This is a genomic window from Chryseobacterium shigense, from assembly GCF_900156575.1.
Classification (GTDB): Bacteria; Bacteroidota; Bacteroidia; order Flavobacteriales; family Weeksellaceae; genus Chryseobacterium; species Chryseobacterium shigense.
In genome coordinates this window covers 218,920-244,323 of sequence record NZ_FTNY01000004.1, presented here as the reverse complement: position 1 = coordinate 244,323, position 25,404 = coordinate 218,920, and the positions used below count along the sequence as shown (strand labels likewise).

Here is a 25,404-nt window from a genome sequence, read left to right as displayed (position 1 = left end):
AAATTTTATAGTAGATACAAAAGAGGATTGGTTCCGAATTCAGAAATTATGGGGTCTAGCATTTTATATTTTAATTTATAAAACAACTTATGGCAAAATTCTCTCTGATCTCAGAAAAAACGACAAAGAACTAAGCCAGACGGAAGAAAAACCTTTTTAATTCAATTGATATTTCAGGTATCTCATTCAATGAGATGCCTTTTTTGTTATGTTAGTAATAAAAAAACACTATTTTTGTAGTCTAAATTTTTCAAATAAATATGGCAGAATATACTTTTCGTGAGGTAATTGCGCAAGCAATGAGCGAGGAAATGCGTAAAGACGAATCCATCTTTTTAATGGGGGAGGAAGTTGCAGAATACAATGGTGCGTATAAAGCTTCAAAAGGAATGTTGGATGAATTTGGTCCTAAAAGAATAATCGATACACCTATTGCTGAGCTTGGTTTTACAGGGATTGCTGTAGGGGCTGCGATGAATGGTAACAGACCAATTGTAGAGTATATGACGTTCAATTTCTCATTGGTAGGTATTGATCAGATTATTAATAATGCAGCGAAGATCCGTCAGATGAGTGGAGGCCAGTGGAACTGTCCGATCGTTTTCAGAGGTCCTACTGCTTCGGCAGGACAATTGGGAGCTACCCACTCTCAGGCTTTTGAAAACTGGTTTGCCAACGTTCCCGGTCTTAAAGTAGTCGTTCCTTCAAATCCTTACGATGCAAAAGGGTTACTGAAAACAGCTATTCAGGATAATGACCCGGTTATTTTCATGGAATCTGAGCAGATGTATGGAGATAAAATGGAAATTCCTGAAGAAGAATACTATTTACCAATAGGAAAAGCAGATATCAAGAGAGAAGGAACAGACGTTACTTTGGTTTCTTTCGGTAAGATTATGAAACTGGCTATCCAGGCTGCTGAAGATATGGCTAAAGAAGGAATCTCTGTAGAAGTGATTGACCTGAGAACGGTTCGTCCTCTGGATTTTGATACCGTTTTAGCTTCTGTTAAAAAGACAAATAGATTGGTAATTCTGGAAGAAGCATGGCCATTCGGTTCAGTATCTTCTGAAATTACTTATATGGTACAGCAAAAAGCATTTGATTATTTAGATGCGCCGATCAAGAGAATTACAACTCCTGATGCACCTGCCCCATATTCAGCTGCATTATTTGCAGAATGGTTCCCTAAACTTGAAAAAGTGAAAGAGGAAATCAAAAAAGCGATGTACGTAAAATAACTGTTATAGAGAAAAACTTCCGAAAGGAAGTTTTTTCATTTATTCTATTCATGAAGAATAGTTCTTGACGTCATAAAATTAGTATAAATTTGCGCGTTTAAAAAAAATAAGCTGACATGGCAGACGTTACAGAAGAAGGTTATCATTTTGACATAAAAAAACTTTCTTTTATTGGAGTTTTAGTCTCGCTCGGAATTGTTTTCGGGGATATCGGGACATCACCGCTTTACGTAATGAAAGCGATTGTAAATGCAAGAGACGGGGGCAGTAATATGCCTTTCAACGAATACATAGAAGGAGCTCTATCCTGTATTATTTGGACCCTGACTCTTCAGACTACAATAAAATACGTAATTATTGCTTTAAGAGCAGATAACAAAGGAGAAGGAGGGATTTTAGCCTTATTCTCGTTAGTTAAAAACCTTAAAAAAGGATGGCTCTACCTTATTGCGATTATAGGCGCAGCAGCCCTTGTTGCAGATGGAGTGATCACGCCGTCGCTTACCGTGATGTCGGCTATTGAAGGTCTCGAGATCTATAATCCTCATACCCCTGTTGTTCCCATTACGATCGGAATTCTGATTGTCATCTTTGTGGTACAGCAGTTTGGAACCAGTTTTATCGGGAGGTTTTTTGGACCGGTAATGGTGGTGTGGTTCCTTGTGCTGGGAGGTTTGGGCGTTATGCATTTGAGTGAAAATTTCGAAATTTTAAGGTCTTTCAATCCTTATTATGCCTATAAGCTTATTGCTCATTCTCCAAGTGCAATTGTTATTCTTGGTGCTGTGTTTCTTTGTACTACCGGGGCCGAAGCTCTTTATTCAGACCTTGGGCATTGTGGTGCTAAAAACATAAGAGTGAGCTGGGCGTTTGTAAAGATCATGCTTATTTTAAATTATCTGGGACAGGGAGCATGGCTTTTAACCAATCATGCGAAACCTGGATTCTCTGTAGTCAACCCATTCTTCGGAATCATGGAAGAGTGGATGATAGTACCGGGTGTAATTTTGGCAACTGCGGCAGCAATTATTGCCAGTCAGGCCTTAATTACAGGTTCTTTTACCATTTTTTCTGAAGCCATGTCTCTTAACTTGTGGCCTAATCAGAAAATCGATTATCCTTCAGGGGTGAAAGGGCAAATGTATATTCCCAGAATAAACTGGGGACTTCTCATCCTTTGCATTATTGTAGTACTCCATTTCAGAGAATCAGGAAAAATGGAAGCCGCCTATGGACTTTCCATTACGGTCACGATGCTGATGACCACCATTCTCCTTATTTTCTGGTTGTTAAAGCATAGAGTAAGTAAAGTATTGATTCTGTTCTTTGCTTTGGTATATCTGTCTATTGAACTAGGATTCTTTAGCGCAAACATTATCAAGTTCATGGAAGGCGGTTGGATCACCGTAGTATTGGCTGGTTCTATTGGAATCTCTATGTATGCATGGTATAATGGCAGACTGATAAAAACAAGATTTATCCAGTTTGTGAAAATAGATAAATACGTCTCCATCATAAAAGATATGAAGCTGGATGAGAGCATTCCAAAATATGCAACCAATCTTGCTTATCTGAGCAGAGCCAAAAGAAATGACGAGGTAGAATCCAAAATCATCTATTCCATCATTAAAAAACAGCCGAAAAGAGCCGATCATTACTTTATATTAAGTATTGTCAATCAGGAAGATCCATATACTTTCAGATATACCGTAGATGAAATTCTGCCCGGAACTGTTTATAAAGTGAATTTCCTTTTAGGGTTTAAAGTAGACCGTAGAATCAATGACTATTTCAATATGGTCCTGAAAGATCTTATGGCAGACGGAACCATTCCTTCAAGAAGCAGCCACCCGTCTCTCAGAGCCCATAACATTCCACCGGATTTGAAGTACGTGATTATAGATAATACATATATTAACGATATACTTTTAACGGTTAAACAGAAGATTATACTCAATATCTACAACTTCGTGAAGTACATCGGAAGTGATGACTTTAAAGCGTGGGGAGTATCATCACATAACGTGGAAGTAGAATCTGCACCCATCACAGAACTGACGGTTTATGACACCAAGATTGAGCAATCTGGCTTCTTTCGTCATAATTCCTAAAAGTCCCGGCACCAAACCATGCGGTGTATTTAAATAAAAATCAATAAATTTGTAGATAATTTTTTTGATGGATACAATACAAAAAGAAAAAAATATTGCTTTGATTAAGGATGTTTTAAGAAACTACTTATTAGAAAAGGGTTTCAGAAACACTCCTGAACGATATACGATATTAGAAGAGATTTATAATATGGATCACCACTTCAATGTGGATGATCTGTATCTTTTGATGATGCAGAAGAAATATCATGTTTCAAAAGCAACCATTTACAACACTATTGAAATTTTCCTTGATGCAGGCTTGATCCGTAAGCATCAGTTTGGAGAAAAAACATTGACCTCTTCATCTTATGAAAAGTCTTATTTTGACAAACAGCATGACCATTTGGTGATCTACAAAAAAGGCTCCGATAAAGAAATTGAAGAGATCATCGAATTCTGCGATCCAAGAATTCAGGGAATTAAAGAAGCAATTGAAGAAGCATTTGGCGTAAATATTGATTCGCATTCGCTGTATTTCTATGGCACTAAGAATGATTAATTAATGAGAATAATCCTTTTTCTGTTACTTTTTATTTCTGCGTTCAGTTCTGCACAGGACAATAAAACAACGCAGATGGATCCTTATATTCAAAATAAAGGAAAACCTTTACCCGCAGTAAGACCTGAAGACAAGGTAAAGATCATCCATGCTGATGAATTTAAAAAAGATACAAAGTACGAGGGCAACCAGTACATGGTAGGTCATGTTCAGATAGAGCATCAGGGATCTATTCTCTATGCAGATGAGGTGATTCTTTATAATGATCAGAGTCTCGTAAAAGCTATTGGTAATGCCAAGCTTCAGAACGCAGACGGCTCTGTCATTACAGCCCAGGAGATGGAATATAACGGAGTTACCCAGAAAGGAGTTGCCAAAAAAGATGTTGTTCTTACCGATCCCAAGCAGACGATCAAAACAGATATTCTCTATTATGACAGACTGGCCAATCAGGCTTACTTCAATACAGGAGGAACGATTTCTGATGCACAGAATGTAATGTATACCAAATCGGCTACTTATTTTCTCAATACCAAAATGATAGATTTTGTCGGGAACGTAAAAATAGACAACCCGGATTACATTATAGAAGGCGTTAATATCAAACAAAACCAGAATACCAAGGTGGCTGAGTTTTTTGGCCCTACTACCATTACCAACCGCGCGAACCGGAAAAACAGGATTTACACCGAAAAAGGAACTTACAGAATGGAGACGAAGGAAGCCTTCCTGAATAAAAACTCCAAGATCTTTTACAATGACAAGATCCTTACCGGTGATGATATGTATTTTAATAATATCACAGGTTTTGGTAAAGCAACCGGGAATGTTACTCTGGATGATCCTATAGAAAGAAGATACATCAAAGGAGGATACGGAGAAGTGTTCCAAAAGAAAGATTCCGCGATGATGACCCAAAGTCCATATGCTGTTAAGATCATGGAAAAAGATTCCATTTATTTTGCAGCAGAAAAAATTCTTTCTTACCAGAGACGGGACTCAGCAGATATAACAATAAAGAAAAGTTTTTTAAGAGCCTATAGAAAAGGGCGTATCTTTAAATCAAATGCACAGGGTAGAGCAGACTCCATTGCCTTCAACGAAACAGATGGGATCATGCATATGTATACCAAACCCATTCTTTGGAGCGGTGAAAAACAGGTGACAGGTGACAAGATTGAGGCCTATTTCAATACCAAAACAGAAAACATAGATTCACTGAAAGTAATTGGAAATGCTTATGCCATAAGCAAAGTAGATTCGCTAAACCTGAAAGATGAGTTCAACCAGGTGAAAGGAAAATTTATGACCGTTTATTATCAGAATAACGAGATTAAAGAAGCCAGAGTCGTTGGGAATGCCCAATCGATTGCCTATGTGGATGACGTTGATCAGGAAACAAAAAAGCCTCAGAGAATAGGAATCACCCTTTCCACGTGTGGAATCATTGGAGCTTTATTTGAGGAAACCGGGCTACAGATCATCTCATGCAGCATAGCAGCAAATTCTGATACCTATCCTATGAGTAAGATAGAACCCGAGAAAAGAAAATTTTCCGATTTCAACTGGAATACCAAAGACCGGATCAGAAAATGGCAGGATATTCTTGTAGACAGTCCCAACTATGAAGAAATAAAATATTCTTCTGATAATGAATTGTTCAACCAGGCTCAGGAAGCTATAGATAAAGAAAAAGCAAAAGAAGAAGCTAAAAAACCTAAACGGGTTAAAAAATAAGAAAAAGACCAGCAGCAGCTGGTCTTTTTTATGTTCTTTAATTTTAGCGTTTAATGAATGTTTTATAGCTTTGCTAAAAATTTTCGCGACAATGGAAATGCACAAAGACTTTTTTATATATCAGGCACAGACCACAAAATTTGCAGCAGGTTTTGAAGTTGAAAGAGCAGAAGGAAGCTTTATCTACGGAACAGATGGAAAGAAATATCTCGATTTTGTAGCAGGTGTTTCTGCCAACACTTTAGGACATTCACATCCTAAGGTTGTGGAAGCCATCAAAGAACAGGCAGACAAATACCTTCACGTCATGGTGTACGGAGAATATGCACAGGAAAAACCCGTCGCATTATGTAAACTGCTGGCAGAATCTACTCCAGATCCTCTGGAGATCACTTATCTTGTCAACAGTGGGGCAGAAGCCATTGACGGAAGCCTGAAGCTTGCCAAGCGCTATACCGGAAGAGAAGAAATCGTTTCCTTTAAAAACTCATACCACGGAAATACACACGGCGCATTGAGCGTATCTGGAAACGAAACTCACAAAAGAGAATTCCGTCCGCTGCTTCCAATGGTAAGCTTTATTGAATTCAATAATGAAAATGATTTTGATAAAATTACAGAGAAAACAGCCTGTGTTATTCTGGAAACCATTCAGGGAGCGGCAGGATTTTTAGTACCTGAAGATGGGTATCTGATCAAACTTAAAAAAAGGTGTGAAGAGGTAGGAGCCCTTCTGATCTTGGATGAGATCCAGCCCGGATTCGGAAGAACCGGTAAATTATTTTCCTTCGAGCATTTTGGAATGGTTCCCGATATTCTCGTCATGGGAAAAGGAATGGGAGGTGGAGTGCCGGTAGGCGCTTTTATGAGTTCCAGAGAAATCATGGAAACCCTTTCGCATTCCCCTAAATTAGGTCATATTACAACATTTGGAGGAAACCCTCTGATCGCAGCAGCCAGCCACGCCACATTGAAAGAAGTATTGGAAAGTGGTCTGATGGAAGAAACGATCGAAAAAGAAAAACTGTTCAGAGAACTTCTTGTTCATCCAAAGATTAAAAACATCAATGGTAAAGGCCTGATGCTGGCCGTTAATCTCGGCACACCCGACTACACCCTCAGCGTAGCCAAAAAGTGCATGGAAAAGGGCCTTATTGTATTCTGGCAGCTTTACAGAAATGAATATATGAGGATCTCTCCACCGCTCACGATTTCTTTGGACGAAATCAGACAGGGCTGTAAGATTATTCTGGAGGTTTTGAATGAAGGATAAACCATAAAATCTCTCTGAAATAGAGAGATTTTTTTTATGCACTACATGGCTGTTTTAAGTACGAAAATAATATTCAAGATAGAATTAAAACCCGTGATAAATATCATGAAGATTCTTTAAAAAAATAAGTGCTTTTTTGTGTAATAAAAAAATTAATTTATATATTGCGGGACGATAAAAACAAAGATTATATGGCGAAACATAAAGTCCATTACGAATTTCCAATGCATTGTTTGTCAGAGATTTTATATGAATATCTGGCGACGGCTGAGGGGCTATCAGAATGGTTTGCAGATGATGTGACAGAGAAAGGAGATGATTTCTTTTTTAGTTGGGGTGGAGGACCTGCTGAAAAGGCCACTTTGATTAGATACAAGCCTGAAGGTTTCGTACGTTTCAGATGGGAAGAAGATGAAGGGACTAAAAATTTCTTTGAAATGACAATCACAGTAGACGATATTACAGAAGACCTTGCCCTGAATATTACAGATTTCTGTGAAGAAGGAGATGAAGAGGAAAATGCATTATATTGGGAAAACCTTATAGAAAACCTTAGAATAAAATTAGGTGCGGCCTAAGCCGGACACAATTAATTGGTAAAACTGATGAACGATTTATCGTTCATTATTTTTTTATAAATAAATCACATCAAAAATTGGAAAATCAATATTTTACATCAGACGGTTTAAATGTAAAGAACAGAGCGTTCCTTTTAGGCGACGCAGTGAAGGTTTCTTTCTTCGTGAGAAACGGAGGATTGATCATGGATGAAGAATGCTATTTCTTCTTAATGGCTTCCATGAGAAAAATGAGAATGAATATTCCGCTTACCTATACCCTGGAGTTTTTTCAGACCCTTTTTCACAAAGACGTTATCGACGGGAAAGGAATTAAAAATGGAATTATCAATTTTCAGGTTTTCAGAAATAATGATGCGGTGACTGTTTCAAAATCTTCCGTAGCTTATTTTTATGAGGTGACGGAATCAGATGATGTACTGGCTGTTCAGAAGAGACCATTGGAAATGGACCTTACCAAGGAAATCAATGTCAATAATAATTTATTAAGCAATATCAGAGTTCACAGCCCGGAAAATATCTATGGTGGAATCTATGCAGAAGAAAATGATCTCGATGATGTGATCCTGCTTAATCCCAATAAAAGAATCGCACGGACAACATCCGGAAACCTGTTGTTTCTGGAAGGTAATGTGATTAAAGTTCCGAAACAGTCCGAAGGTGCCTACATCTCTCCATTGATGGAGAATTTTGTTACTTTTTTACATAAAAATAACCTGGCAGATATTCAGGAACATGAGATTATAGCTTTTGAATCTCAAAAGGCGGAAGAGATTTTAATGATCTCTGACGAGAAAGGCATATTTTCTGTAGGTAAAATAAGAAATAAAACTTTTGAAAGCTCCCGGTTTATAGAAATGGTGGAAAGCTGGAAGAATAGTTTTTAAAATTGACAAACCCGGTAAACAACAAAGTACCCAAGTCCTTTACCGGGTTTTTTCTGACTAAATCAGAATTGTATCTTTATTAATATTCACGGATAATCTCTGTGAATTTTTGTGCGATTTCTTTTTGTCCCTTTTCACTGGTGGCATACTCTCTGTCCTTAGTATTGTTGATGAACCCAAGTTCTACCAATACAGCAGGAGCCTTTGTTTCTCTCAGCATGTGGAGATTGCGTTCCTCGATTTTACGGACATCAAATTTTTTGGAAATTTTTTCAGCAAGCTTTTTAGAACCATCGGTATTTTGGATATACACTTCAGTTCCTTCCTTCTCGCTTTCCTTTTGAGGATCACTGTTCATATGAAGAGAAATGACCAATTCAGGATTCAGCTTGTTGATCATCGCTGTTCGCTCCTGAAGGGTAGGATAAGCATCAGAATCTCTGGTTAAAATAACTTCATACTGATCCTGATTTTCGTTCAGTTTCTTAATCTCGTTAGCGATGCTTATAGTGATTTCTTTCTCCGAGAATTTTCCATAGATACTTCCCGTATCATTTCCGCCGTGTCCGGCATCGATGACAATGTATTTTTTATTGGTAGGGGTAAAGGATAAAAACGAAGCAGAAAAAGCGGATAAAGCAAGTAGTTTGATTCCTCTCATGGTCGTGATTTTTGGTTTCTCAAATAACGGGAATTCTTTCTTTAAAATTGGTTAACATAATCTTAAAGTTTGTTAATGTTTTCCTATCCTATCAGGTAGGAATTCAGTTAGTTAAGAGAGATATCCTCTGGAGAGTTGGCCCAAAGCAGATATTCGCCACCAAGATTCTGCATAATTGACTTCCAAAGAGTCTGGTCATTGGGAAGCGTGTAATCTAAATTGTACACATCTACCACCGTCCACATCTTCCTCAATACCTCTTCATTCAATTGTTCTGCCGCCCATCCGGAATACCCGGAGAAGATTTTTACATCATGAATATTCAGCTCTTTATTGAGCACTGCGCTGATGATACTCTCAATATCTTCCGTAATGTAAAATTCCTTATTGATTTCAGAATAAACCTCGGTCACCTTCTTTTCTTTGACGATAAAGAAGACCTTATCATTTTCCACAGGGCCTCCGTCATAGACCTCTATTTTGAAGTCAAAAAAATTTTTGAACTTACTACTCATCTGGCTGTTCTTTTTGTTTAATATCAAACCAAATGCACCGCTTTCGTTATGCTCAACGATCAGCACCACCGATCTCGAAAAAATATCGCCGGAAATGTCAGGTGTGGAAATTAATATTTTACCTTTGTATGAGTAATTCATACTCAAATTTAATAAAAAATATTTATGGAAAACCTGCACGACAAAAGAAAAGTGTATGAGAAATCCCAACTTATTGAAAGTGAGATAAAACAAAACCCCATTGAACAGTTTAGAGACTGGTTTTTAGAAGCTAGTGCCAGTCCGGCAGTCTCTGAAGCCAATGCTATGGCAGTTTCTACTGTGGAACAAGACGGATGTCCCAGAACAAGAATGGTACTGCTCAAGGAGTATACCTATGAAGGTTTCATTTTCTACACCAACTACAGCAGCAGAAAGGGAAAAGCAATAGAAAACACTCATAAAGCCTGTCTTAGCTTTTTCTGGCCTAATCTTGAAAGACAGATCATCATTAAAGCTGATCTTGAAAAAATTGCTGAAAATCTTAGTGATGGCTATTTTCATTCAAGACCTAAAGGAAGTCAGCTAGGCGCTGTCGTTTCGCCTCAAAGTCAGGTGATTCCGGACAAAGAATTTCTGGAAGAGAAATTAAAAGAGCTAGAAAAACAATACGAAAACAGTGAAGTACCAAGACCATCCAATTGGGGAGGCTACATCGCAAAACCTTACGAAATTGAATTCTGGCAGGGAAGGCCCAACCGTCTTCATGACAGGATGATTTATGAGCTTGAGGGTCTGGACTGGAAGATTTCAAGACTGGCGCCGTAGGAATGAAAAGCTAGAAATTAGAAAGGAATGCTGGCTTTTATCAATGCCAATAGATAGTATTTAAAATTCAATAGAAGCGGGCTTTGGGCTCGCTTTTACTTTGTAATCATGACTTTAACCAAAATTTAAAAATGATAATCATAGAGCCGAATCAAAGAATTTTGAAATTTCTGCTGATTGTATTATCTCTGGGTGGCTAAGGCACTTGAAGCCATTGGTACAAAATAAAAAAGGCCGCTTCAGAAGAAACAGCCTGTGAATTTTTATAATCTGAATGATTATTTTTTCTTAGCACCAGAAACTGCATTCGATAAATCAGCTCCTGCTTTGAATTTAGCAACTTTTTTAGCAGCAATTTTGATCGGCTTTTTAGTGGCAGGGTTGATACCTTGTCTGGCTGCTCTCTCAGCTACTGAGAAAGTACCGAAACCTACTAAAGAAACTTTTCCATCTTTTTTCTTTAAAGTAGTTGTTACATTACCAATGAATGATTCTAAAGCAGCTTTGGCTGCAACTTTAGTGATTCCTGCATCTTTTGCGATTGCGTCGATTAATTCAGACTTGTTCATAATTTTTAATATTAAGTTAGTTCGTAATTATAGCAAATATAATACTATTTTCTAATTGTGCAATTATTTTATTAAAAGTTATAAAAATTTTTTGCTTTTTGACGAAAACAGTTAAAATATGATAATTTGACTTTTCACGTAAAATCTACGTTACGGCTCACTAAAATCATGCCAAATGCTTATGAGTATTGACTTTAGCAAAAAAATAATATTATTTCCTGTATTTATTAAATCCTGAATTTCGTATAAACTATTAATATTTTTATGGATATGTTTGCATATTTTATAAATAATAGCTTGAAAACTTGTCTAATATAAAATTAAATAGCTGGGTATCTGGGAGTTTTAAAATGATTTCAAATGCCTGTTTTATTAATTTTTATTAATAAATTTGCAGGATGTTAATAGAAGTTTTCAAGTCTAAGATCCATAGGGTACGGGTTACGGCCTCAGACCTTAATTATATTGGGAGTATAACGATCGACGAAGATCTTATAGAAGCTGCCGGTCTAGTAGTGGGAGAAAGAGTCTATATCGTCAATGTCAACAACGGAGAGCGTTTTGACACCTACGTTATCAAAGGGAAAAGAAAATCCGGGGAAGTATGCCTCAATGGCCCTGCCGCAAGAAAAGTACAAAGAGATGATATCATTATCATTATTGCTTATGCGCAGATGACCCCTGAAGAAGCACAGGTCTTCCAGCCGAAGATTGTTTTCCCGGATGAAAAAACAAACCTTCTGACCTGATCCATGGAGAAAAAATCAAAGAATCCTTTAAAATCAATACTAACAATAGTAATATCGCTTGCTTTTGCAGGCTTTTTTTTATGGCTCGCCCTAAAAGGTCTTGACTTCAAAGTCATCAAGGCGTCTTTGGCGAAAGCCAATTATCTCTGGGTACTGTTTGCTTCCGTATTTGGAATTCTGGCGTACTGGTTCAGGGCGATACGCTGGAACCTGATGCTGGAACCTATGGGGCACAAAATTTCAAATTCAAATTCACTTTGGTCGATATCATTCGGATACCTCATGAATCTTACCATTCCGAGAAGCGGTGAAGTAGCAAGAGCTACTGCTTTATATGGAGTAGAGAAAGTTCCGGTAGATAAGTCTTTCGGGACAATCATTCTGGAAAGAGTAGTAGATCTTATCTGCATGCTGGGATTTCTGGGGTTGACCTTGCTTTTCAAATACGATGCAATTCTGTCTTTTTATGAAAACTCAGATATTAAGATTTCTAATAATATTCTGATTATTCTCCTGATCCTCGCAGTGGGAATGGTTCTATTTTTTGTATTTAGAAAGAGACTTACGGAAGTTCCGTTTTTAGGTAAAATAGTGAGTTTTATTGATGGCATTTTTGAGGGATTGGCGAGCATATTTAAACTAAAAGAGAAAGGCAAATTCATCCTTTATACATTAGGAATATGGATTTCCTATTACTTTGCAGCCTATCTTGTCTGTTTTGCCCTTCCCGAAACCTCCAATTTCACTATTGCTGACGGATTTTTCATTATCGTTGTCGGCACCCTGGGAATGATTGTTCCTGCCAGTGGCGGTATCGGTGCCTTTAATCTGGCCATGAAGTTCGGATTTATGGCACTTTTTATTTCAATGGGGAAAAGTGCTGAATTAGGAGGAGAAATGGGACTGACCTATTCTTTTATTTCACTTCCGTTGCAGATCACCATTATGTTGGTCATGGGACTGATCTCTATTCCGATGCTGGCCAAAGCAAGAGAAAAAGCAGTTTCCGATCAGGAATTTAAAAATTAATTGTACAGAAATTTTTTAATCTATAGAAGTCCGGCTAAAAAACCGGACTTTTTTAATGCTGATTTTACGACACCAACAACCTTATAGGTTTTCAAAACCTATAAGGTTTATTTTTTCTGCCTATAAGATGAAAAACCTGAATAATTAGCCAGAATTAGATGTATTCTTTTGAATCAGCAGTCGTATGTTAAAACCTTATTAAAATTAAACATTTGTACTGCTGATCGCACGTCATTTATTTTTTTATCAATAAATTTGGTCAGTTCACAAATCAAATTTATCTTAAACGAAAAATAATTAATAATCTAAAACACTATGGCAATTAATTTACAGAAAGGGCAAAAGATCGAGATAGGACTTACAAAAATGACGATAGGACTGGGCTGGGACCCGAATGAAGGAACAGGTTTTGACTTTGATCTGGATGCTTCTGCCATCATGATTGATTCCGACAGAAAGTTAATCAATGAAGAATGTTTTGTTTTTTATAATAACCTGCAGTCTCCGGACGGTGCACTGACTCATACAGGAGATGATCCGAGCGGTAAAAACAGTGACGGTGACGATGATGAAGCCATTATTGTAGATCTTGAAAAAGTAGATCCTAAAGCAGAAGAAATTCTTTTCGTAGTGACTATCGAAGATTTTGAAAGAAGAAAACAAAACTTCGGACAGGTAAGAAATTCATACATCAGAATTGTAGATAACAGTACCCATCAGGAGATCGCAAAATATGAGCTGGATGAAGATTTCTCCATTGAAACCGGAGTGGAATTCGGAAGATTGTACAAAAAAAACGGGAGCTGGAAATTTGAAGCATCAGGAATAGGCTACAGAGCAGACCTGGCGTTTTTCCTTGAGAAATACTATAAAGGACAGATCATTAAATAATTATATTTTCAAATACACAAAACAATAACTATGGCAATTAATTTACAGAAAGGTCAGACGATTGATTTAAGAAAAAATGACCGTGGAGAAAGTGTTTACGATCTTTCAAAAGTAACGATCGGTTTAGGATGGGATGTCAGAAAGCAGGGAGGTTTCTTTGGGAAACTCTTCAGCAAAGAAGCAGAATACGATCTTGATGCAGTGGCTTTTCTTTTAGACGGAAATGGTAAGGTCGCCAACCTTGGAAAAACAGTACAGACCAATGAAGGAAGACAGATCGCGCTTTATCAGGGTGATGTGGTTTTCTTTAATTCCATGCAGCATCCAAGCGGAAATATATGGCTTACGGGAGATAACAGAACCGGAGCAGGAGATGGAGATGATGAGCAGATCATCGTTAAATTGGACCAATTGGACGAGAGCTATCAGAAAATATTATTCCTGGTAACCATTTATCAGGGAAAACAAAATAATCAGCATTTCGGTATGATAGAGAATGCCTTTATCAGAGCGGTAGATGCCAAAGGGAAAGAGATTACAAAATACAGCCTTTCAGGAGATGCAAGTATGAATGGGAAATGTGCTATGGTTTTTGCAGAAGCTTACCGACACAATGGCGACTGGAAATTCCGTGCCATTGGAGAACCGCATCAGACCGATAATTTTATTGAGATTCTGAAGCAGTATTCTTACAGCAATTAAACTATAACGATTGATCAAACTAAAAAAGCCGGCAGGAAAGTTTTCAACTTTCGCTGCCGGCTTCAGAATTAATACCATCTTATCATGAGCAGGAGACTATTAGCCTACTTTTTACTGGACACTTCAGGTTCTATGAACGGAGAACCCATCCAGGCACTGAATAATGGATTTAACGGGCTGATAAGCATGCTCCGTGCAGATCCTCAGGCCATGGACAGTCTTCATCTCAGTGTAATCACTTTTGACCGTGAGGTTAAAAATATTATTCCGCTGATTGACCTGGCCAGTTTTTATCCCATGGAAATCACTTGTCCGGACAGTGGTCCTACCCATACCGGTGCGGCATTGGAGATGGTTTCGGAACTGGTGAAGAAAGAACTGGTCAAAGGTTCTTCAGACGAAAAAGAAGACTGGAGACCTCTGCTGTTTATCTTTACCGATGGGAAACCCTCCGATATCCAGAAATACAGACAGATGATCCCTGTGATCAGAGGTCTGGAATTCGGTGCTATTGTAGGTTGTGCAGCAGGCCCGAAAGCAGATGAACAGTTTCTGAAGGAGCTCACGGACCACGTGGTGAAACTCGATACTACCGACGCCATCACCCTTTCCTCATTTTTCAAATGGGTAAGTTCATCCATTACGATGGGAGGGAAATCACAGGGAACGGAAGAAAGCACACCGCTGCCTCCGCCACCTTCCGAGCTTAATATTATTATCTAAATCACTTGTCTTTACGATAAACCATGAGAAGACTACCCATTTATTTTTTAGTTGATGTCTCCGAATCTATGGTCGGAGAGCCTATTGAGCAGGTACAGGAAGGTATCGCCAATATCATCAGAGAATTGAAAAAAGATCCCTATTCACTGGAAACGGTTTATATCTCTATTGTAGGTTTTGCCGGAGAAGCTGAAGTCATTACACCGCTTCAGGATATCATCAGCTTTTATCCGCCGAAGATTCCTATTGGAAGTGGTACATCGTTGTCCCAGGGTCTTATTAAAGTCATGGACTGCATAGACCGGGATATTGTGAAAACGACTTACGAAAGAAAAGGCGACTGGAAACCGATCGTTTTTCTTTTTACAGACGGGGTTCCTACTGATGATGCGACAAAAGCGATCGAAAGATGGAACAACAAGTATCATGGGAAAACCAATACCATAGCCGTATCTATCGGAGAAAATACCAACTATAAACTGCTGGGAACCTTATCAGATAATGTTTTGCTGTTCAATAACTCGGATGAGAACTCTTATAAAGAATTTTTCAAATGGGTGACAGATTCTATTAAAACAACCAGCCAAAGCGTTACCGAAGCCAATAAAGAAGGAATTAATCTTTCAAAAATAGACTCTGTCATTCTTGAAAAAGTAGATCCTCAACTGGAACAAAAATTCCCGGACAATAATTTTGTGGTGTTGAATGGGAAATGCTCTGAAACGGAGAAGCTCTATTTAATGAAATTCAAAAAGACATTTGCCGAATCAGGAATACCCGGAATGTCTACAAGATATTACAGACTGGATGGTGCTTACAAAATTGATGAAAAAGCCTATTTCAGACTCTCTTCTTCCCGGAAAAATAACCTTAAAATATCCATAGAAGAACTTCAGGGAGGAACTTCCTGTCCACATTGTGCGAATCCTATCGCTTTGGCAACCTGTTCGTGCGGCGGAATTCATTGTCTGAAAGGAGAGGGCTACAACAAATGCCCATGGTGCGGAACTTCGGATTATTACGGATTTTCGAGTGAAGGATTTGATATCAACAGAACACTTGGGTAATACGATAAAATCCTACTTCCAATACCCAACACAAAACCATGGAAAAAGCAGTTATTTACAAAGAAAAAGAAGAATTTAAAGAAGTCCATCTGGTGCTTAAAAATGCCAGTTCAAAACAGTTTTATGAATTCAGTTTTGAGATGGACGATTTTCCGAATATAAAAATTAAAAGCATAGCGAATCTTCAGGAGACGGGACTTACATTTGATAATAACAAAATATCCGGAATTCCTTATACAAGCAGCGTGCATGAGCTGGATATTGAATTTTATCATATCCGGGATCAAAACAGCACCGAGATTAAAACAGTTCATCTTCTGGTGAATGCAGATCCCAAAGATCTTTGGAAAAATATTCCATCCGATATAAATGATATTTACTATAAGCCTGATGAAGCCTCTTATCAGGGGCAATTTTCAGATAGAAAAATTACTATTGTTTCCAAGAGAGGACGTTCTCACGCTCATGAAGGGAAATTCAGGGATGATGATTTTGCGGTGAATGAACTTCCCGGAGGCTGGAGTATTGTTTCCGTTGCTGACGGTGCAGGTTCTGCTGTAATGGCCAGAGAAGGTTCCAGATTGGCTGTAGGTTCAGTAAACAGTTTCTTCAATTCCAATGAAATTTTAAATGAGATCAGCAACAATATTGAGATCGTTTACAACGCCTCTGACTCATCAAAAGAAATACGGTCCGAAGCCGGAGAAAATGTTCTAAAGCTTCTGTATAAAGGGGTTCGTCATGTTTATGATGTTTTGGATCAAGCAGCAGCAGAACATTCATTGTCTGTAAAAGACTTCCACACGACCCTCATTTTTGCCCTGACAAAAAAGTTTGATTTCGGATATGTCATTCTTACGTTTGGAGTAGGAGACTGTCCCATCAATTTAATCAATCCTGAGTTTTCTGAAGTAATGCTGCTGAATACAATGGATGTGGGTGAATTTGGTGGCGGTACCCGGTTCATCACCATGAAAGAAATCTTCAATCATGATATGGTCTCAAGATTTGGAATGACCTGCGTGAATGATTTTTCTTATCTGGTCCTGATGACAGACGGTATTTACGACCCAAAATTCATCACGGAAAATAAACTTGAAGACATCGAGAGCTGGAAAACTTTTTTTGATGACCTGAACGGAAATAATGACGACCGCACAAAGGTAGATTTTATCAACGATACCGATATTGATCAGCAGCTTCTGACATGGACCGATTTCTGGAGCCGGGGAAATCACGATGACCGAACACTGGCCATAATCTATTAAAATATGAAAAAGACCGTTAAAGTTGCTTCCATTCTGGACCCCAACAAATCTTATGAGTATGTAGATGAAAGCCCGATCCGTGGCGGCGTGAAAGATGTTTATTTTTCGCCCGACAGAGAATATGTCGTCGCCTTTTACCGAAGTCCTTTGGATGCAGGACAGAAAGAGCGCATCATGAGGATTGTTTCTACTTACCTGGGAAACATAAAAGGTGGAAATTCAGCAGATTATTTTCTGAACGAAATATTCAGGTGGCCTTATGATATTGTAGAAAGGAACAAACTGACGGGAATTGTGGTTCCCATTTACCATAAAAAATTCTTCTTTGCCAAAGGCTACATCGGGTCCGATAATATTCAGGGTCAGGATAAAGTGGGGAAATGGTTTACTGCTCCTATGTTCAGGAATCAGCAGTATCCGTTGAGGCTGGATCATTCGGAACTTGGGGATTGGCTGAGCTATTTTCAGATCAACATCAATATCAGCAGAGGCGTTAAAAAGCTCCACCAGATGGGACTGGCGCACTCCGATCTTTCGTACAATAATATTCTGATAGATCCGGTGACGAAATCTGCCTGTATTATTGATATAGACGGACTTGTCGTTCCAAAATTATTCCCGCCGGAAGTGATCGGAACCGCCGATTTTATTGCTCCTGAAGTTTTAAAGACCAAGCATTTGAGCCTGCAGGATAGCGGAAGACATCTGCCTGATCAGAAAACCGATCTGCATGCATTGGCCGTGCTGATCTATATGTACCTTTTCAGAAGACATCCTTTGAGAGGAGGGAAAATATGGGATCTGGACTCTGAGAAAGATGAGGTAATTTCTATGGGGGAAAAAGCTTTGTTCGTAGAACATTCCCAGGATCCGTCCAATCATGTAAAGGCTGACCACCTGAGAAAGTGGGATGCCTTTTGGGGTGATCCTCAAAAGATTCCTTACACTGCTGCAGGACCTTATCTTTCCGAACTTTTTAAAAAAGCATTTATAGACGGACTTCATGATCCTATCAGACGCCCTATGGCTAATGAATGGGAAACTGCCTTGTTGAAGACCGCCGATTTGGTACAACCCTGCCACAATCCGGAATGTACCGAAAAATGGTATGTTTTTGATAACAGCAGCCGTCCTAAATGCCCTTTCTGCGGTACTCCACATCGTGGAACGCTGCCGGTTCTTGATCTGTATTTTAAATTCGATGATGAGGTCTGGAAGCCAGAGAACCATAGATTGATGGTCTACAACAACCAGTATTTATTCAAATGGCATGTTTCCAGAAAAGTGATCCGAAATGAAAATCTTACCATGCAGGATAAGATGCCGGTGGGATATTTTACTTTCCATGATGGAAGATGGGTGCTTGTCAATCAGAGCCTTACTACGATGAAAGATGTTACAGAACAAAAAGAGATTCCGCCCGGCTCTATGGTTGAACTGACTGACGGAAAAAAAATCCTGTTATCTGCTGAAGAAGGAGGCAGGCTGATCTTTGTTACTTTAGCGAATCAATCATAAAAAATCTACAGAGTTTTTAGAAAACTTAAGTATACTTCTTTTATGTAAAGTATTTAAACTTTAAAAAAAACTTAAGTGTAAAAACTTTTGTGACTTTTGTTGTGGAAATAATTTTAGTTGGTGGGGGCTTCAAGAGCCTCAACCCCAGTGATCTTTGTCGTCAGTTGTTATTGTTATAGTGACGGTAGTAACTAGTCATTATATAAATCCCGCAGATCTCTCAGATTTCAATAATGAGATAAAAATCTACAGATTTTTTTAGAAAACTTAAGTGTACTTCTTTTACGTAAAGTATTTAAACTTTAAAAAAAACTTAAGTGTAAAAACTTTTGTGACTTTTGTTGTGGAAATAATTTTAGTTGGTGGGGGCTTCAAGAGCCTCAACCCCAGTGATCTTTGTCGTCAGTTGTTATTGTTATAGTGACGGTAGTAACTAGTCATTATATAAATCCCGCAGATCTCTCAGATTTCAATAATGAGATAAAAATCTACAGATTTTTTTAGAAAACTTAAGTGTACTTCTTTTACGTAAAGTATTTAAACTTTAAAAAAAACTTAAGTGTAAAAACTTTTGTGCCTTTTGTGGTTGAAAATAATATCGAGTCGAAGCTTCGAGAGCACCAGTCTCTGGCGCTCTTTGCTAGTATTGGTTGTCTAAGTCACCCTTAAACTCCATGAAATAAGAGTGCTCATCCTCATCCACCGTTTTAAACCCTAAACTGGTGTATAAATGTTGAGCCTTATTGGTTTTTAAGACACTTAATTCTACTGTTTTCCCTTCCTTGGACGATTCCTCCAGAATCTCTTGTAAAATCATTTTTCCGAGCCCTTTTCCCTGTTGGCCGGGATCTATCTGAAGTTGTAGAACTTCCGTTTTATCATCACCTCTGCTGATCTTCAATAATCCGGCAGGTTCATTGTTTAAAAGGATGATATGGGCTTTATCAAACTGATAAAGAATCCGTTGGAGTGTTGTTTCTCTGTCGGTTGGGAGATTGGAATCGGCATAATGCGGATTCATGGTTTTTGTTCTCAGATCGAGAAGATAATCAATGTCGTTTTCTGAAGCTTTTCTGTATTTAAGATCTGTTTTCATCATCTTTACTTTAATCCAATTTTCAGTCCCATTTCATTTTTCATATGCAGCAGAACTTCAGCATTTCCTCTGGCATCATCTACCGGATTGTGGGTGTGTTCTGTTTTACGGAGATGCTTCCACTGGGCAAAAGTATCCTTTTCCAGTCCGCAATACAGGTCAGATAGTCTTCTTGAAGAATAGCCAAAAGGATTTTTTCCAGTAAAATGATGAAAATACCAGCAAATGAACATCCAGTCGAAACCGTTATTATCACTGATAAAAATAGGCCTTCCTTTTGAATTTTCTTTGATCCATTCTTCAAATTCCAGCATGACTTCTTTAGGATCATCAAAACACATGGTTTCTTCCCTACTGAATCCGGAAACAGCCAAAGCATCCGTATTGAATTTTTCCGAAATAGGCTTCAGTTTTCCGTAGAAAGTATTTTCCAGTGCGTCATTCACAAGAACTGCTCCAAAGCAGATCATCGAAAAATCTCCGGGAATCGGGCCATCCGATTCAATATCGACCATAAAATAGCTCATTATCTAATCAAATTTTATATTTCTGCTGTTCATATAGGCTTCATCAATCTCTTCTCTTTCCAGTCGGTCAGGGTAAATAGAAACTTTTATGAATTCATTTTCGAACGAATCTTTGATAAACAGCTCATTACCATTTAATTTTACTTTTTTAGTGAATCCTTTTGTAATAATTTCTTCTGCTTTTAAAGTATTAATGTTGAAAATAAAAAGTCTTTGTCCGTGCTTATCAAAATATAGGGTCACAAGAAAGTTTTCAAAAAACTGTAAATGTCCTCCCGATGATGGCTGACCCATTGTATTAATAGGGGGACGCCAATTGATGATGATATCTCTGTTTATTTTTATCCGTATCAGTTCGTGTCCCACTTCGTTATTCTGCCACCAGGCGAAAACTCCCTGGTTATTGATGGCTGTACTGTACTTATCTATTTCAATTTCGGTACCGAATGCATCTTTCCAGAAAATCCGGTCTTCTTCAATCTCAAAATCCCGAACAGTAAGATAGAGTTCTTCTTCTAGTATTTCGAAAATTTCTTTTGTGGTCATACCATTTATTAAGAAAACAAATATATTAAAAGAACCTCTAATTATACAGTTCAAAAAAATCTCTTTTTCCGATTTTGATCTTTGTCTGTAGGAGCAATTCAATTTCCTGATCAGGATCCGTTATCTTGATATGATTAATCTGAATGCCTCCGCTTCGGATGAGTCTGCGCACTGCCGATTTGCTGAGGTCACTTTTAAGCTGACTGCACAATTCCACCGCTTTCATTGTATTTTTCTGAGATTGAAGTAAGTCTATAGAAATAGGTTCATACACTTTCTCTTCAAAATTTTTATTCTGAAACTGACTGCTGAAAAAGGCCTCAGCTACCTCTGCTTCAGCATGGCCATGGTATTGGGTAATGATGTTTTTGGCGATCAGCTTTTTGATATTCATCGGATTTTCATTGTTTTCCAATTTTAGTTGTAAAGCTTTCTTTTCTTCGTTGGAGAAATCAGTCGCAAGGTTAATGAATTCATCCATCAGACTGTCCGGAATGGACATCGTTTTTCCAAACATCTCATTGGGCTCATCCGTCAGACCGATCGTATTGTTCAGAGATTTACTCATTTTTTCCTTACCGTCAAGACCTTTGAGCAAAGGCATGCATATCACAATTTGGGGTGACATCTGATGAGCTTCCTGAAGCTGTCTTCCCATCGTACAGTTGAAAAGCTGATCTGTTCCGCCCATCTCAATATCACATTCAATCTGTACAGAATCGAAGCCCTGAAGGATAGGGTACACCAGTTCATGCATGGCAATCGAAGTATTTTCCGTAAACCTTTTATTGAAATCATTCCGGTGCATCAGCTGGGCTACCGTTACTTTTGACATCAGCTGGATCACCTCCGAAAAACTGAGTGCATCCAGCCAGTCGGAATTAAAAACAATTTTAGTTTTTTCCACATCAATGACCTTTGAAAGCTGCTGGATATAGGTCTGTGCATTATGATGAACATCTTTTACACTCAGCGGTTTTCGGGCCTTGTTTTTTCCCGTTGGATCACCAATTCTGGCTGTAAAACTTCCGACGACAATCACAATTTCATGTCCCAGTTCCTGAAACTGTTTCAGTTTTTTAAGCACGACGGCGTGTCCCAGATGCAGATCCGGAGCGGTAGGATCAAATCCCAGTTTGATTTTTAATTTTCTTTTTTCAAGTTCAGCCTGTTTAATTTTCTGTTCCAGACCGTTTTCCGGAAGAATGATGGCTGTGTTTTCTTGTAATGTACTGATCATAATTATTGGGTTATAAAACAAAAAAAAGCCCGGACAATGCTGTCCGGGCTCTCTGTTGATATTAGATTATTCTTATTGAATTACAGATATAGAAAGTCTTCCCGAACGTTGATCCGGGGAGTAATACTCACTGAAAAAAGGAAGACGCAATATGCTGTTTAAATGTTTCATTGATAAGGTAAGTATAAAAAGCTTTATAATGTTGATCCAATATTTAAACCATTAAGACCCGCTGTAAAGTTCCATATCAGTTGAGATTTATAAAAAAACTTACTGTTCTTTAACAGTTTATGAATCCCAATGGTTTAAAATAGAGGTTTCAAAACAATTTTACTTATCGCTCTTGCAGCTAATTCCATGCCATAAATCCCTCATAAGCAAAATAAAGAATACATATCAATACAATGTATCTGATCATTTTTTTGCCAAGTTTATAAGTCTTGAATAATGCAGGATTCTCTGCCTTTTTTTCTGCCGTTTTTTTCATTATTTATCAGTTTAAAGGTTGACAACGGGTTGAGAATAAGTATTGATAATCTGCTCTTTCCATATCTCTATTTCCCCGGGAGAAGCTTTATCAGCTTTGTCAAAAAAGAAATGCTGAATGATTTCAAAACCACTGTAGAGGAAGATTCCGTTATCTGAAGTAAGGGTAAGCGCTTTATCCATTCCCATACGTTCATATTCCTCATGAGATTTTCCGTGTGTATTCATAATGATCGTTTTTTTACCTTTTAAGAGCCCCTTCTGTACACCCTGGTCATAGCGGTAGGCAAAGCCATAGCTGAAAACGCGATCGATATAGCCTTTCATAATGGCTGGCATTCCGGTCCACCAAATCGGATAAATAAAGGTAATATATTCTGCCCATGAAATATAGTCCTGTTCTGTTTTTACATCATCAGAAAGCTGTCCTGCCATTTGTCCCTGCATATCTTCCAGTGAAAAAACCGGATCAAAGCCCATTAAATTCAGATCCCTTATTTCTATTTCATGATCGCCTTTTTCCAGGCTTTCGATGACGGTTTGAAGCAGATGGTTATTCAGGCTGTTTTCATTAGGATGGGCGTAAATGATTAAATGTCTCATCGTTTTATTGTTTAAATTAATAAGACAAATGTAGAGCAGCGTCAACGGCAAAAATTGTAAGAAAACGAAATGCAGCTATTCTGATCCGGAACGGCAGATGTCTTTCTGAAACTTTACATACTGAGACGGAGAAATACGAATGAAATGTCTGAAATCATGAATCAGCTGGCTTTGATCATAGTAGCCACATGCGTCGATAATATTGAACCATTCAATCTTTTTACCACATTTCAGTTCTTTCTCAATGAAGATGATGGCCTTGAGAAAACGGTTGTAGCGGGCAAGTTCTTTGGAAGAATACCCAAACTGTTCTTTCTGCTTCAGCTGAATATTTCTTTCACTCTGACGGGTTTGTTCCGCGATAGTTTTAACGGGATTCAGACTGAGGTTTTCGAAATTACTCAGCAAACGGCTTGTCTCATCCTGTTCCTGAAGGTAAGGACGGCAGAACTGAAGAATATGATTGGTTTTTTCCTGTGGGGAAGGGAATTTTGAGAGCTGATGCCAGAGTTCCGTGAAACAGTTCTCCTGTAAAAGTTCATCCGGGTGAGTTCCCTGGTTGGAGATCATTGCTTTTCCAAAGAAACGGTAAAAAGCATCGTCTTTGAAATTGGCGACCAGAATGGAACTTCCTGCTGGCAACGTATAATCAAATGTTTGTCGCACCGGGCCTAAAACTACACATTGTTCCACTTCAACCCTGGTGTTTTCCTGAGTGGTCATAAAGGCGTTGGTTCCGAAGCAGAACAGCATAATCGTTTGGTAGGAAGGAAGCAAAGTTTTGGTTACCGCAGTGGAAGACTTATTTTCTGCGAAATAAAAATGGGTAAATACAGGTTCAAACTCTGTAGAAACTGATAGGGTAAGCTGATGATATTGTGGGTCTGCTTCCTGCATTTTAAGATTTTTAATTCAGTTCTTTCTCCATTTTATAGTTGACAAGCTCTATTCCTTTTACATGAACTGTTTGCTCTGTGATCACCTGAAAACCCATTTTTTCAAAGAAGGGTTTTGCGGTTTTACTCACCTCAGCAGTCAGTTTTTTTTCTTTCCTAATCATGACTTCCTGTTCAATAAAGGTATACATTTTCCGGGCGATTCCCCGATGCTGAAAATCTTTGTGAACGAAAAGCAGATCGATATAATTTCCCCGGTCAAGGGTGCAGAATCCAGCCAATTGTCCGTTGACTTTGGCAACAATGACCAATTGTTTTTCTATTACCTGCATCCATCTTTCTTCATTCTCTGCTCCGGATTTCCAGGCATCGATCTGATCGTTGTTATAATCGTTTTTACAAACAACAGCAATGGTATCTGTAAAAAGACTGCGCATTTCCGGCAGGTCACTTATATTTCCTTTTCTGATGATCATGACTCACTGATGTATTTTTCTATATAAATTTTCTGCTGTTCCTCCGTCAGTAAAGGATAAAACAGATTCATCTGTATCAAAGCGTAATGTTTCACGGCTTCATCTTTGTTCATCTTGAAAGCAAGGCTATTGTGAATGATCCAGTTGTCTGCGATGATGAATATCTGGGTGGTAAGACTTCTCAGGATAAAATCAGGAATATGATTCCTGAATATATTATTTTTCTGAAAACCTTTGAATATGACCTGAAATTCATCCTTTCTTGTAACATTGATGGATTCGTACCGGGATTCTATCGCCGGGATGTTTTTTAGGATATCAAAAAAGTTCATGAAAATAAACCGGAAAGAATAGAAAACCTCATACGTGGAAAAAGTAAAATGATACAGGTCTTCCAGGGTTTTATTTTCTATTTTCTGGAGACCATTCAGTAAATCATCCATTTTAAGAATCAATTCCGAAAAAAGAATCTTAATAATATCTTCTGAATGTTTAAAATGATAGTGCAAATTTCCGGCACTCATATTCAGATCAGCTGCAATATGCCTTGTAGTAATGTTATTGTAGCCTTTTTCATTGAATAACTCCAATGCTTTTGATAATATTTTATCCTTGGTTTTCATGCATCAAATATAAGCGACTTTAAATCATATTTCAAAATTAGAAC

28 protein-coding genes are annotated in these 25,404 nt (G+C 38.1%); 16 read left to right on the top strand and 12 right to left on the bottom strand.

What is annotated here, in order from left to right; genetic code table 11:
- The first annotated feature begins 260 nt into the window (after positions 1 to 260).
- From BW964_RS14645 to BW964_RS14615, 7 genes are all read left to right on the top strand, one after another.
- Positions 261 to 1,241: a pyruvate dehydrogenase complex E1 component subunit beta gene (locus BW964_RS14645; RefSeq protein ID WP_076508284.1), complete on the top strand. Its 981-nt coding sequence runs from the start codon at positions 261 to 263 to the stop codon at positions 1,239 to 1,241.
- Between the two features lie 116 nt (positions 1,242 to 1,357).
- A complete protein-coding gene (locus tag BW964_RS14640; protein WP_076508283.1) occupies positions 1,358 to 3,352 on the top strand; it encodes a KUP/HAK/KT family potassium transporter in 1,995 nt (664 codons plus the stop codon).
- Positions 3,353 to 3,419: 67 nt separating this feature from the next.
- Positions 3,420 to 3,893, top strand: coding sequence for a Fur family transcriptional regulator (locus tag BW964_RS14635; RefSeq protein WP_034731532.1), 474 nt, complete (start codon positions 3,420 to 3,422; stop codon positions 3,891 to 3,893).
- Between the two features lie 3 nt (positions 3,894 to 3,896).
- A complete protein-coding gene (locus BW964_RS14630) occupies positions 3,897 to 5,630 on the top strand; it encodes an OstA-like protein (protein WP_076508281.1) in 1,734 nt (577 codons plus the stop codon).
- Positions 5,631 to 5,727: 97 nt separating this feature from the next.
- Positions 5,728 to 6,903 carry an aspartate aminotransferase family protein gene (locus BW964_RS14625; RefSeq protein WP_076508958.1) on the top strand — a complete coding sequence of 392 codons (1,176 nt, stop codon included), beginning with the start codon at positions 5,728 to 5,730 and terminating at the stop codon, positions 6,901 to 6,903.
- 191 nt (positions 6,904 to 7,094) lie between these two features.
- Positions 7,095 to 7,481 (top strand): START-like domain-containing protein, encoded by a 387-nt coding sequence (locus tag BW964_RS14620; protein WP_073335235.1) that lies wholly within the window; start codon positions 7,095 to 7,097, stop codon positions 7,479 to 7,481.
- 77 nt (positions 7,482 to 7,558) lie between these two features.
- The gene (locus BW964_RS14615) at positions 7,559 to 8,368 is read left to right on the top strand and encodes an aminotransferase class IV (RefSeq protein WP_076508279.1); all 810 of its coding nucleotides are present in this window, start codon (positions 7,559 to 7,561) and stop codon (positions 8,366 to 8,368) included.
- Positions 8,369 to 8,447: 79 nt separating this feature from the next.
- Here the strand turns inward: BW964_RS14615 and BW964_RS14610 are convergent, their stop codons facing one another.
- Together BW964_RS14610 and BW964_RS14605 are read right to left on the bottom strand one after the other, a co-directional pair.
- Entirely contained in the window at positions 8,448 to 9,029 is a 582-nt protein-coding gene (locus tag BW964_RS14610; protein ID WP_076508278.1) for an N-acetylmuramoyl-L-alanine amidase family protein, read from the bottom strand.
- 107 nt (positions 9,030 to 9,136) lie between these two features.
- Entirely contained in the window at positions 9,137 to 9,685 is a 549-nt protein-coding gene (locus BW964_RS14605) for a YqgE/AlgH family protein (RefSeq protein ID WP_076508276.1), read from the bottom strand.
- A gap of 24 nt (positions 9,686 to 9,709) precedes the next feature.
- Here BW964_RS14605 and pdxH point away from each other — a divergent pair, with 24 nt between their 5' ends.
- Positions 9,710 to 10,351, top strand: coding sequence for a pyridoxamine 5'-phosphate oxidase (gene pdxH, locus BW964_RS14600; RefSeq protein WP_076508274.1), 642 nt, complete (start codon positions 9,710 to 9,712; stop codon positions 10,349 to 10,351).
- Positions 10,352 to 10,629: 278 nt separating this feature from the next.
- On the opposite strand, the gene BW964_RS14595 is transcribed toward pdxH, so the two are convergent.
- Positions 10,630 to 10,920, bottom strand: coding sequence for an HU family DNA-binding protein (locus tag BW964_RS14595; RefSeq protein ID WP_002976900.1), 291 nt, complete (start codon positions 10,918 to 10,920; stop codon positions 10,630 to 10,632).
- Between the two features lie 398 nt (positions 10,921 to 11,318).
- Between BW964_RS14595 and panD the strand changes: the two genes are divergently transcribed.
- The 8 genes from panD to BW964_RS14555 all read left to right on the top strand — a co-directional run bounded on the left by panD (position 11,319) and on the right by BW964_RS14555 (position 18,867).
- Entirely contained in the window at positions 11,319 to 11,669 is a 351-nt protein-coding gene (gene panD / locus BW964_RS14590) for an aspartate 1-decarboxylase (protein ID WP_034709952.1), read from the top strand.
- A gap of 3 nt (positions 11,670 to 11,672) precedes the next feature.
- Positions 11,673 to 12,698 carry a lysylphosphatidylglycerol synthase transmembrane domain-containing protein gene (locus tag BW964_RS14585; protein WP_076508273.1) on the top strand — a complete coding sequence of 342 codons (1,026 nt, stop codon included), beginning with the start codon at positions 11,673 to 11,675 and terminating at the stop codon, positions 12,696 to 12,698.
- Between the two features lie 315 nt (positions 12,699 to 13,013).
- Entirely contained in the window at positions 13,014 to 13,589 is a 576-nt protein-coding gene (locus BW964_RS14580) for a TerD family protein (protein WP_076508271.1), read from the top strand.
- Positions 13,590 to 13,619: 30 nt separating this feature from the next.
- On the top strand, positions 13,620 to 14,291 hold the full coding sequence (locus BW964_RS14575) for a TerD family protein (protein ID WP_073335178.1): 672 nt from the start codon (positions 13,620 to 13,622) through the stop codon (positions 14,289 to 14,291).
- A gap of 84 nt (positions 14,292 to 14,375) precedes the next feature.
- A complete protein-coding gene (locus BW964_RS14570; protein WP_076508269.1) occupies positions 14,376 to 15,014 on the top strand; it encodes a vWA domain-containing protein in 639 nt (212 codons plus the stop codon).
- 23 nt (positions 15,015 to 15,037) lie between these two features.
- A complete protein-coding gene (locus BW964_RS14565; RefSeq protein WP_076508267.1) occupies positions 15,038 to 16,081 on the top strand; it encodes a TerY-C metal binding domain-containing protein in 1,044 nt (347 codons plus the stop codon).
- A gap of 38 nt (positions 16,082 to 16,119) precedes the next feature.
- Positions 16,120 to 17,349, top strand: a complete 1,230-nt coding sequence (locus tag BW964_RS14560) for a PP2C family serine/threonine-protein phosphatase (protein WP_076508265.1) — start codon at positions 16,120 to 16,122, stop codon at positions 17,347 to 17,349.
- Between the two features lie 3 nt (positions 17,350 to 17,352).
- Positions 17,353 to 18,867 carry a helix-hairpin-helix domain-containing protein gene (locus tag BW964_RS14555; protein ID WP_076508264.1) on the top strand — a complete coding sequence of 505 codons (1,515 nt, stop codon included), beginning with the start codon at positions 17,353 to 17,355 and terminating at the stop codon, positions 18,865 to 18,867.
- A gap of 640 nt (positions 18,868 to 19,507) precedes the next feature.
- Here the strand turns inward: BW964_RS14555 and BW964_RS14550 are convergent.
- The 9 genes from BW964_RS14550 to BW964_RS14515 all read right to left on the bottom strand — a co-directional run bounded on the left by BW964_RS14550 (position 19,508) and on the right by BW964_RS14515 (position 25,360).
- A complete protein-coding gene (locus BW964_RS14550) occupies positions 19,508 to 19,966 on the bottom strand; it encodes a GNAT family N-acetyltransferase (protein WP_228437934.1) in 459 nt (152 codons plus the stop codon).
- A 2-nt stretch (positions 19,967 to 19,968) separates the two neighbouring features.
- Positions 19,969 to 20,490: a 3'-5' exoribonuclease domain-containing protein gene (locus tag BW964_RS14545; RefSeq protein WP_076508262.1), complete on the bottom strand. Its 522-nt coding sequence runs from the start codon at positions 20,488 to 20,490 to the stop codon at positions 19,969 to 19,971.
- A gap of 3 nt (positions 20,491 to 20,493) precedes the next feature.
- On the bottom strand, positions 20,494 to 21,036 hold the full coding sequence (locus BW964_RS14540; protein ID WP_076508260.1) for a hypothetical protein: 543 nt from the start codon (positions 21,034 to 21,036) through the stop codon (positions 20,494 to 20,496).
- A gap of 37 nt (positions 21,037 to 21,073) precedes the next feature.
- The gene (gene tyrS, locus BW964_RS14535) at positions 21,074 to 22,276 is read right to left on the bottom strand and encodes a tyrosine--tRNA ligase (protein WP_076508259.1); all 1,203 of its coding nucleotides are present in this window, start codon (positions 22,274 to 22,276) and stop codon (positions 21,074 to 21,076) included.
- A gap of 349 nt (positions 22,277 to 22,625) precedes the next feature.
- Complete coding sequence (locus BW964_RS22570; RefSeq protein WP_165789175.1) at positions 22,626 to 22,763, bottom strand: hypothetical protein; 138 nt, start codon at positions 22,761 to 22,763, stop codon at positions 22,626 to 22,628.
- Between the two features lie 11 nt (positions 22,764 to 22,774).
- A complete protein-coding gene (locus BW964_RS14530; RefSeq protein WP_076508257.1) occupies positions 22,775 to 23,365 on the bottom strand; it encodes an NAD(P)H-dependent oxidoreductase in 591 nt (196 codons plus the stop codon).
- 75 nt (positions 23,366 to 23,440) lie between these two features.
- Entirely contained in the window at positions 23,441 to 24,262 is an 822-nt protein-coding gene (locus tag BW964_RS14525; RefSeq protein WP_076508256.1) for a helix-turn-helix domain-containing protein, read from the bottom strand.
- A gap of 10 nt (positions 24,263 to 24,272) precedes the next feature.
- Positions 24,273 to 24,737 (bottom strand): GNAT family N-acetyltransferase, encoded by a 465-nt coding sequence (locus BW964_RS14520; protein WP_076508254.1) that lies wholly within the window; start codon positions 24,735 to 24,737, stop codon positions 24,273 to 24,275.
- A complete protein-coding gene (locus BW964_RS14515; protein WP_076508253.1) occupies positions 24,734 to 25,360 on the bottom strand; it encodes a TetR/AcrR family transcriptional regulator in 627 nt (208 codons plus the stop codon). Before BW964_RS14515 ends, BW964_RS14520 begins: the two co-directional genes overlap by 4 nt.
- Positions 25,361 to 25,404: the final 44 nt, after the last annotated feature.

What these genes read in the sequence shown, in the direction of transcription:
- BW964_RS14610 (WP_076508278.1), bottom strand. Translation starts at nt 9,029, where the DNA reads ATGAGAGGAATCAAACTACTTGCTTTATCCGCTTTTTCTGCTTCGTTT.
- BW964_RS14555 (WP_076508264.1), top strand. Translation starts at nt 17,353, where the DNA reads ATGAAAAAGACCGTTAAAGTTGCTTCCATTCTGGACCCCAACAAATCT.
- BW964_RS14640 (WP_076508283.1), top strand. Translation starts at nt 1,358, where the DNA reads ATGGCAGACGTTACAGAAGAAGGTTATCATTTTGACATAAAAAAACTT.
- BW964_RS14645 (WP_076508284.1), top strand. Translation starts at nt 261, where the DNA reads ATGGCAGAATATACTTTTCGTGAGGTAATTGCGCAAGCAATGAGCGAG.
- BW964_RS14630 (WP_076508281.1), top strand. Translation starts at nt 3,897, where the DNA reads ATGAGAATAATCCTTTTTCTGTTACTTTTTATTTCTGCGTTCAGTTCT.
- pdxH (WP_076508274.1), top strand. Translation starts at nt 9,710, where the DNA reads ATGGAAAACCTGCACGACAAAAGAAAAGTGTATGAGAAATCCCAACTT.
- BW964_RS14625 (WP_076508958.1), top strand. Translation starts at nt 5,728, where the DNA reads ATGCACAAAGACTTTTTTATATATCAGGCACAGACCACAAAATTTGCA.
- BW964_RS14525 (WP_076508256.1), bottom strand. Translation starts at nt 24,262, where the DNA reads ATGCAGGAAGCAGACCCACAATATCATCAGCTTACCCTATCAGTTTCT.
- BW964_RS14595 (WP_002976900.1), bottom strand. Translation starts at nt 10,920, where the DNA reads ATGAACAAGTCTGAATTAATCGACGCAATCGCAAAAGATGCAGGAATC.
- BW964_RS14545 (WP_076508262.1), bottom strand. Translation starts at nt 20,490, where the DNA reads ATGAGCTATTTTATGGTCGATATTGAATCGGATGGCCCGATTCCCGGA.
- BW964_RS14635 (WP_034731532.1), top strand. Translation starts at nt 3,420, where the DNA reads ATGGATACAATACAAAAAGAAAAAAATATTGCTTTGATTAAGGATGTT.
- BW964_RS14550 (WP_228437934.1), bottom strand. Translation starts at nt 19,966, where the DNA reads ATGATGAAAACAGATCTTAAATACAGAAAAGCTTCAGAAAACGACATT.
- BW964_RS14520 (WP_076508254.1), bottom strand. Translation starts at nt 24,737, where the DNA reads ATGATCATCAGAAAAGGAAATATAAGTGACCTGCCGGAAATGCGCAGT.
- BW964_RS14515 (WP_076508253.1), bottom strand. Translation starts at nt 25,360, where the DNA reads ATGAAAACCAAGGATAAAATATTATCAAAAGCATTGGAGTTATTCAAT.
- BW964_RS14605 (WP_076508276.1), bottom strand. Translation starts at nt 9,685, where the DNA reads ATGAATTACTCATACAAAGGTAAAATATTAATTTCCACACCTGACATT.
- BW964_RS14570 (WP_076508269.1), top strand. Translation starts at nt 14,376, where the DNA reads ATGAGCAGGAGACTATTAGCCTACTTTTTACTGGACACTTCAGGTTCT.
- BW964_RS14620 (WP_073335235.1), top strand. Translation starts at nt 7,095, where the DNA reads ATGGCGAAACATAAAGTCCATTACGAATTTCCAATGCATTGTTTGTCA.
- BW964_RS14540 (WP_076508260.1), bottom strand. Translation starts at nt 21,036, where the DNA reads ATGACCACAAAAGAAATTTTCGAAATACTAGAAGAAGAACTCTATCTT.
- BW964_RS14585 (WP_076508273.1), top strand. Translation starts at nt 11,673, where the DNA reads ATGGAGAAAAAATCAAAGAATCCTTTAAAATCAATACTAACAATAGTA.
- BW964_RS22570 (WP_165789175.1), bottom strand. Translation starts at nt 22,763, where the DNA reads ATGAAAAAAACGGCAGAAAAAAAGGCAGAGAATCCTGCATTATTCAAG.
- BW964_RS14560 (WP_076508265.1), top strand. Translation starts at nt 16,120, where the DNA reads ATGGAAAAAGCAGTTATTTACAAAGAAAAAGAAGAATTTAAAGAAGTC.
- BW964_RS14530 (WP_076508257.1), bottom strand. Translation starts at nt 23,365, where the DNA reads ATGAGACATTTAATCATTTACGCCCATCCTAATGAAAACAGCCTGAAT.
- panD (WP_034709952.1), top strand. Translation starts at nt 11,319, where the DNA reads ATGTTAATAGAAGTTTTCAAGTCTAAGATCCATAGGGTACGGGTTACG.
- BW964_RS14580 (WP_076508271.1), top strand. Translation starts at nt 13,014, where the DNA reads ATGGCAATTAATTTACAGAAAGGGCAAAAGATCGAGATAGGACTTACA.
- BW964_RS14575 (WP_073335178.1), top strand. Translation starts at nt 13,620, where the DNA reads ATGGCAATTAATTTACAGAAAGGTCAGACGATTGATTTAAGAAAAAAT.
- tyrS (WP_076508259.1), bottom strand. Translation starts at nt 22,276, where the DNA reads ATGATCAGTACATTACAAGAAAACACAGCCATCATTCTTCCGGAAAAC.
- BW964_RS14565 (WP_076508267.1), top strand. Translation starts at nt 15,038, where the DNA reads ATGAGAAGACTACCCATTTATTTTTTAGTTGATGTCTCCGAATCTATG.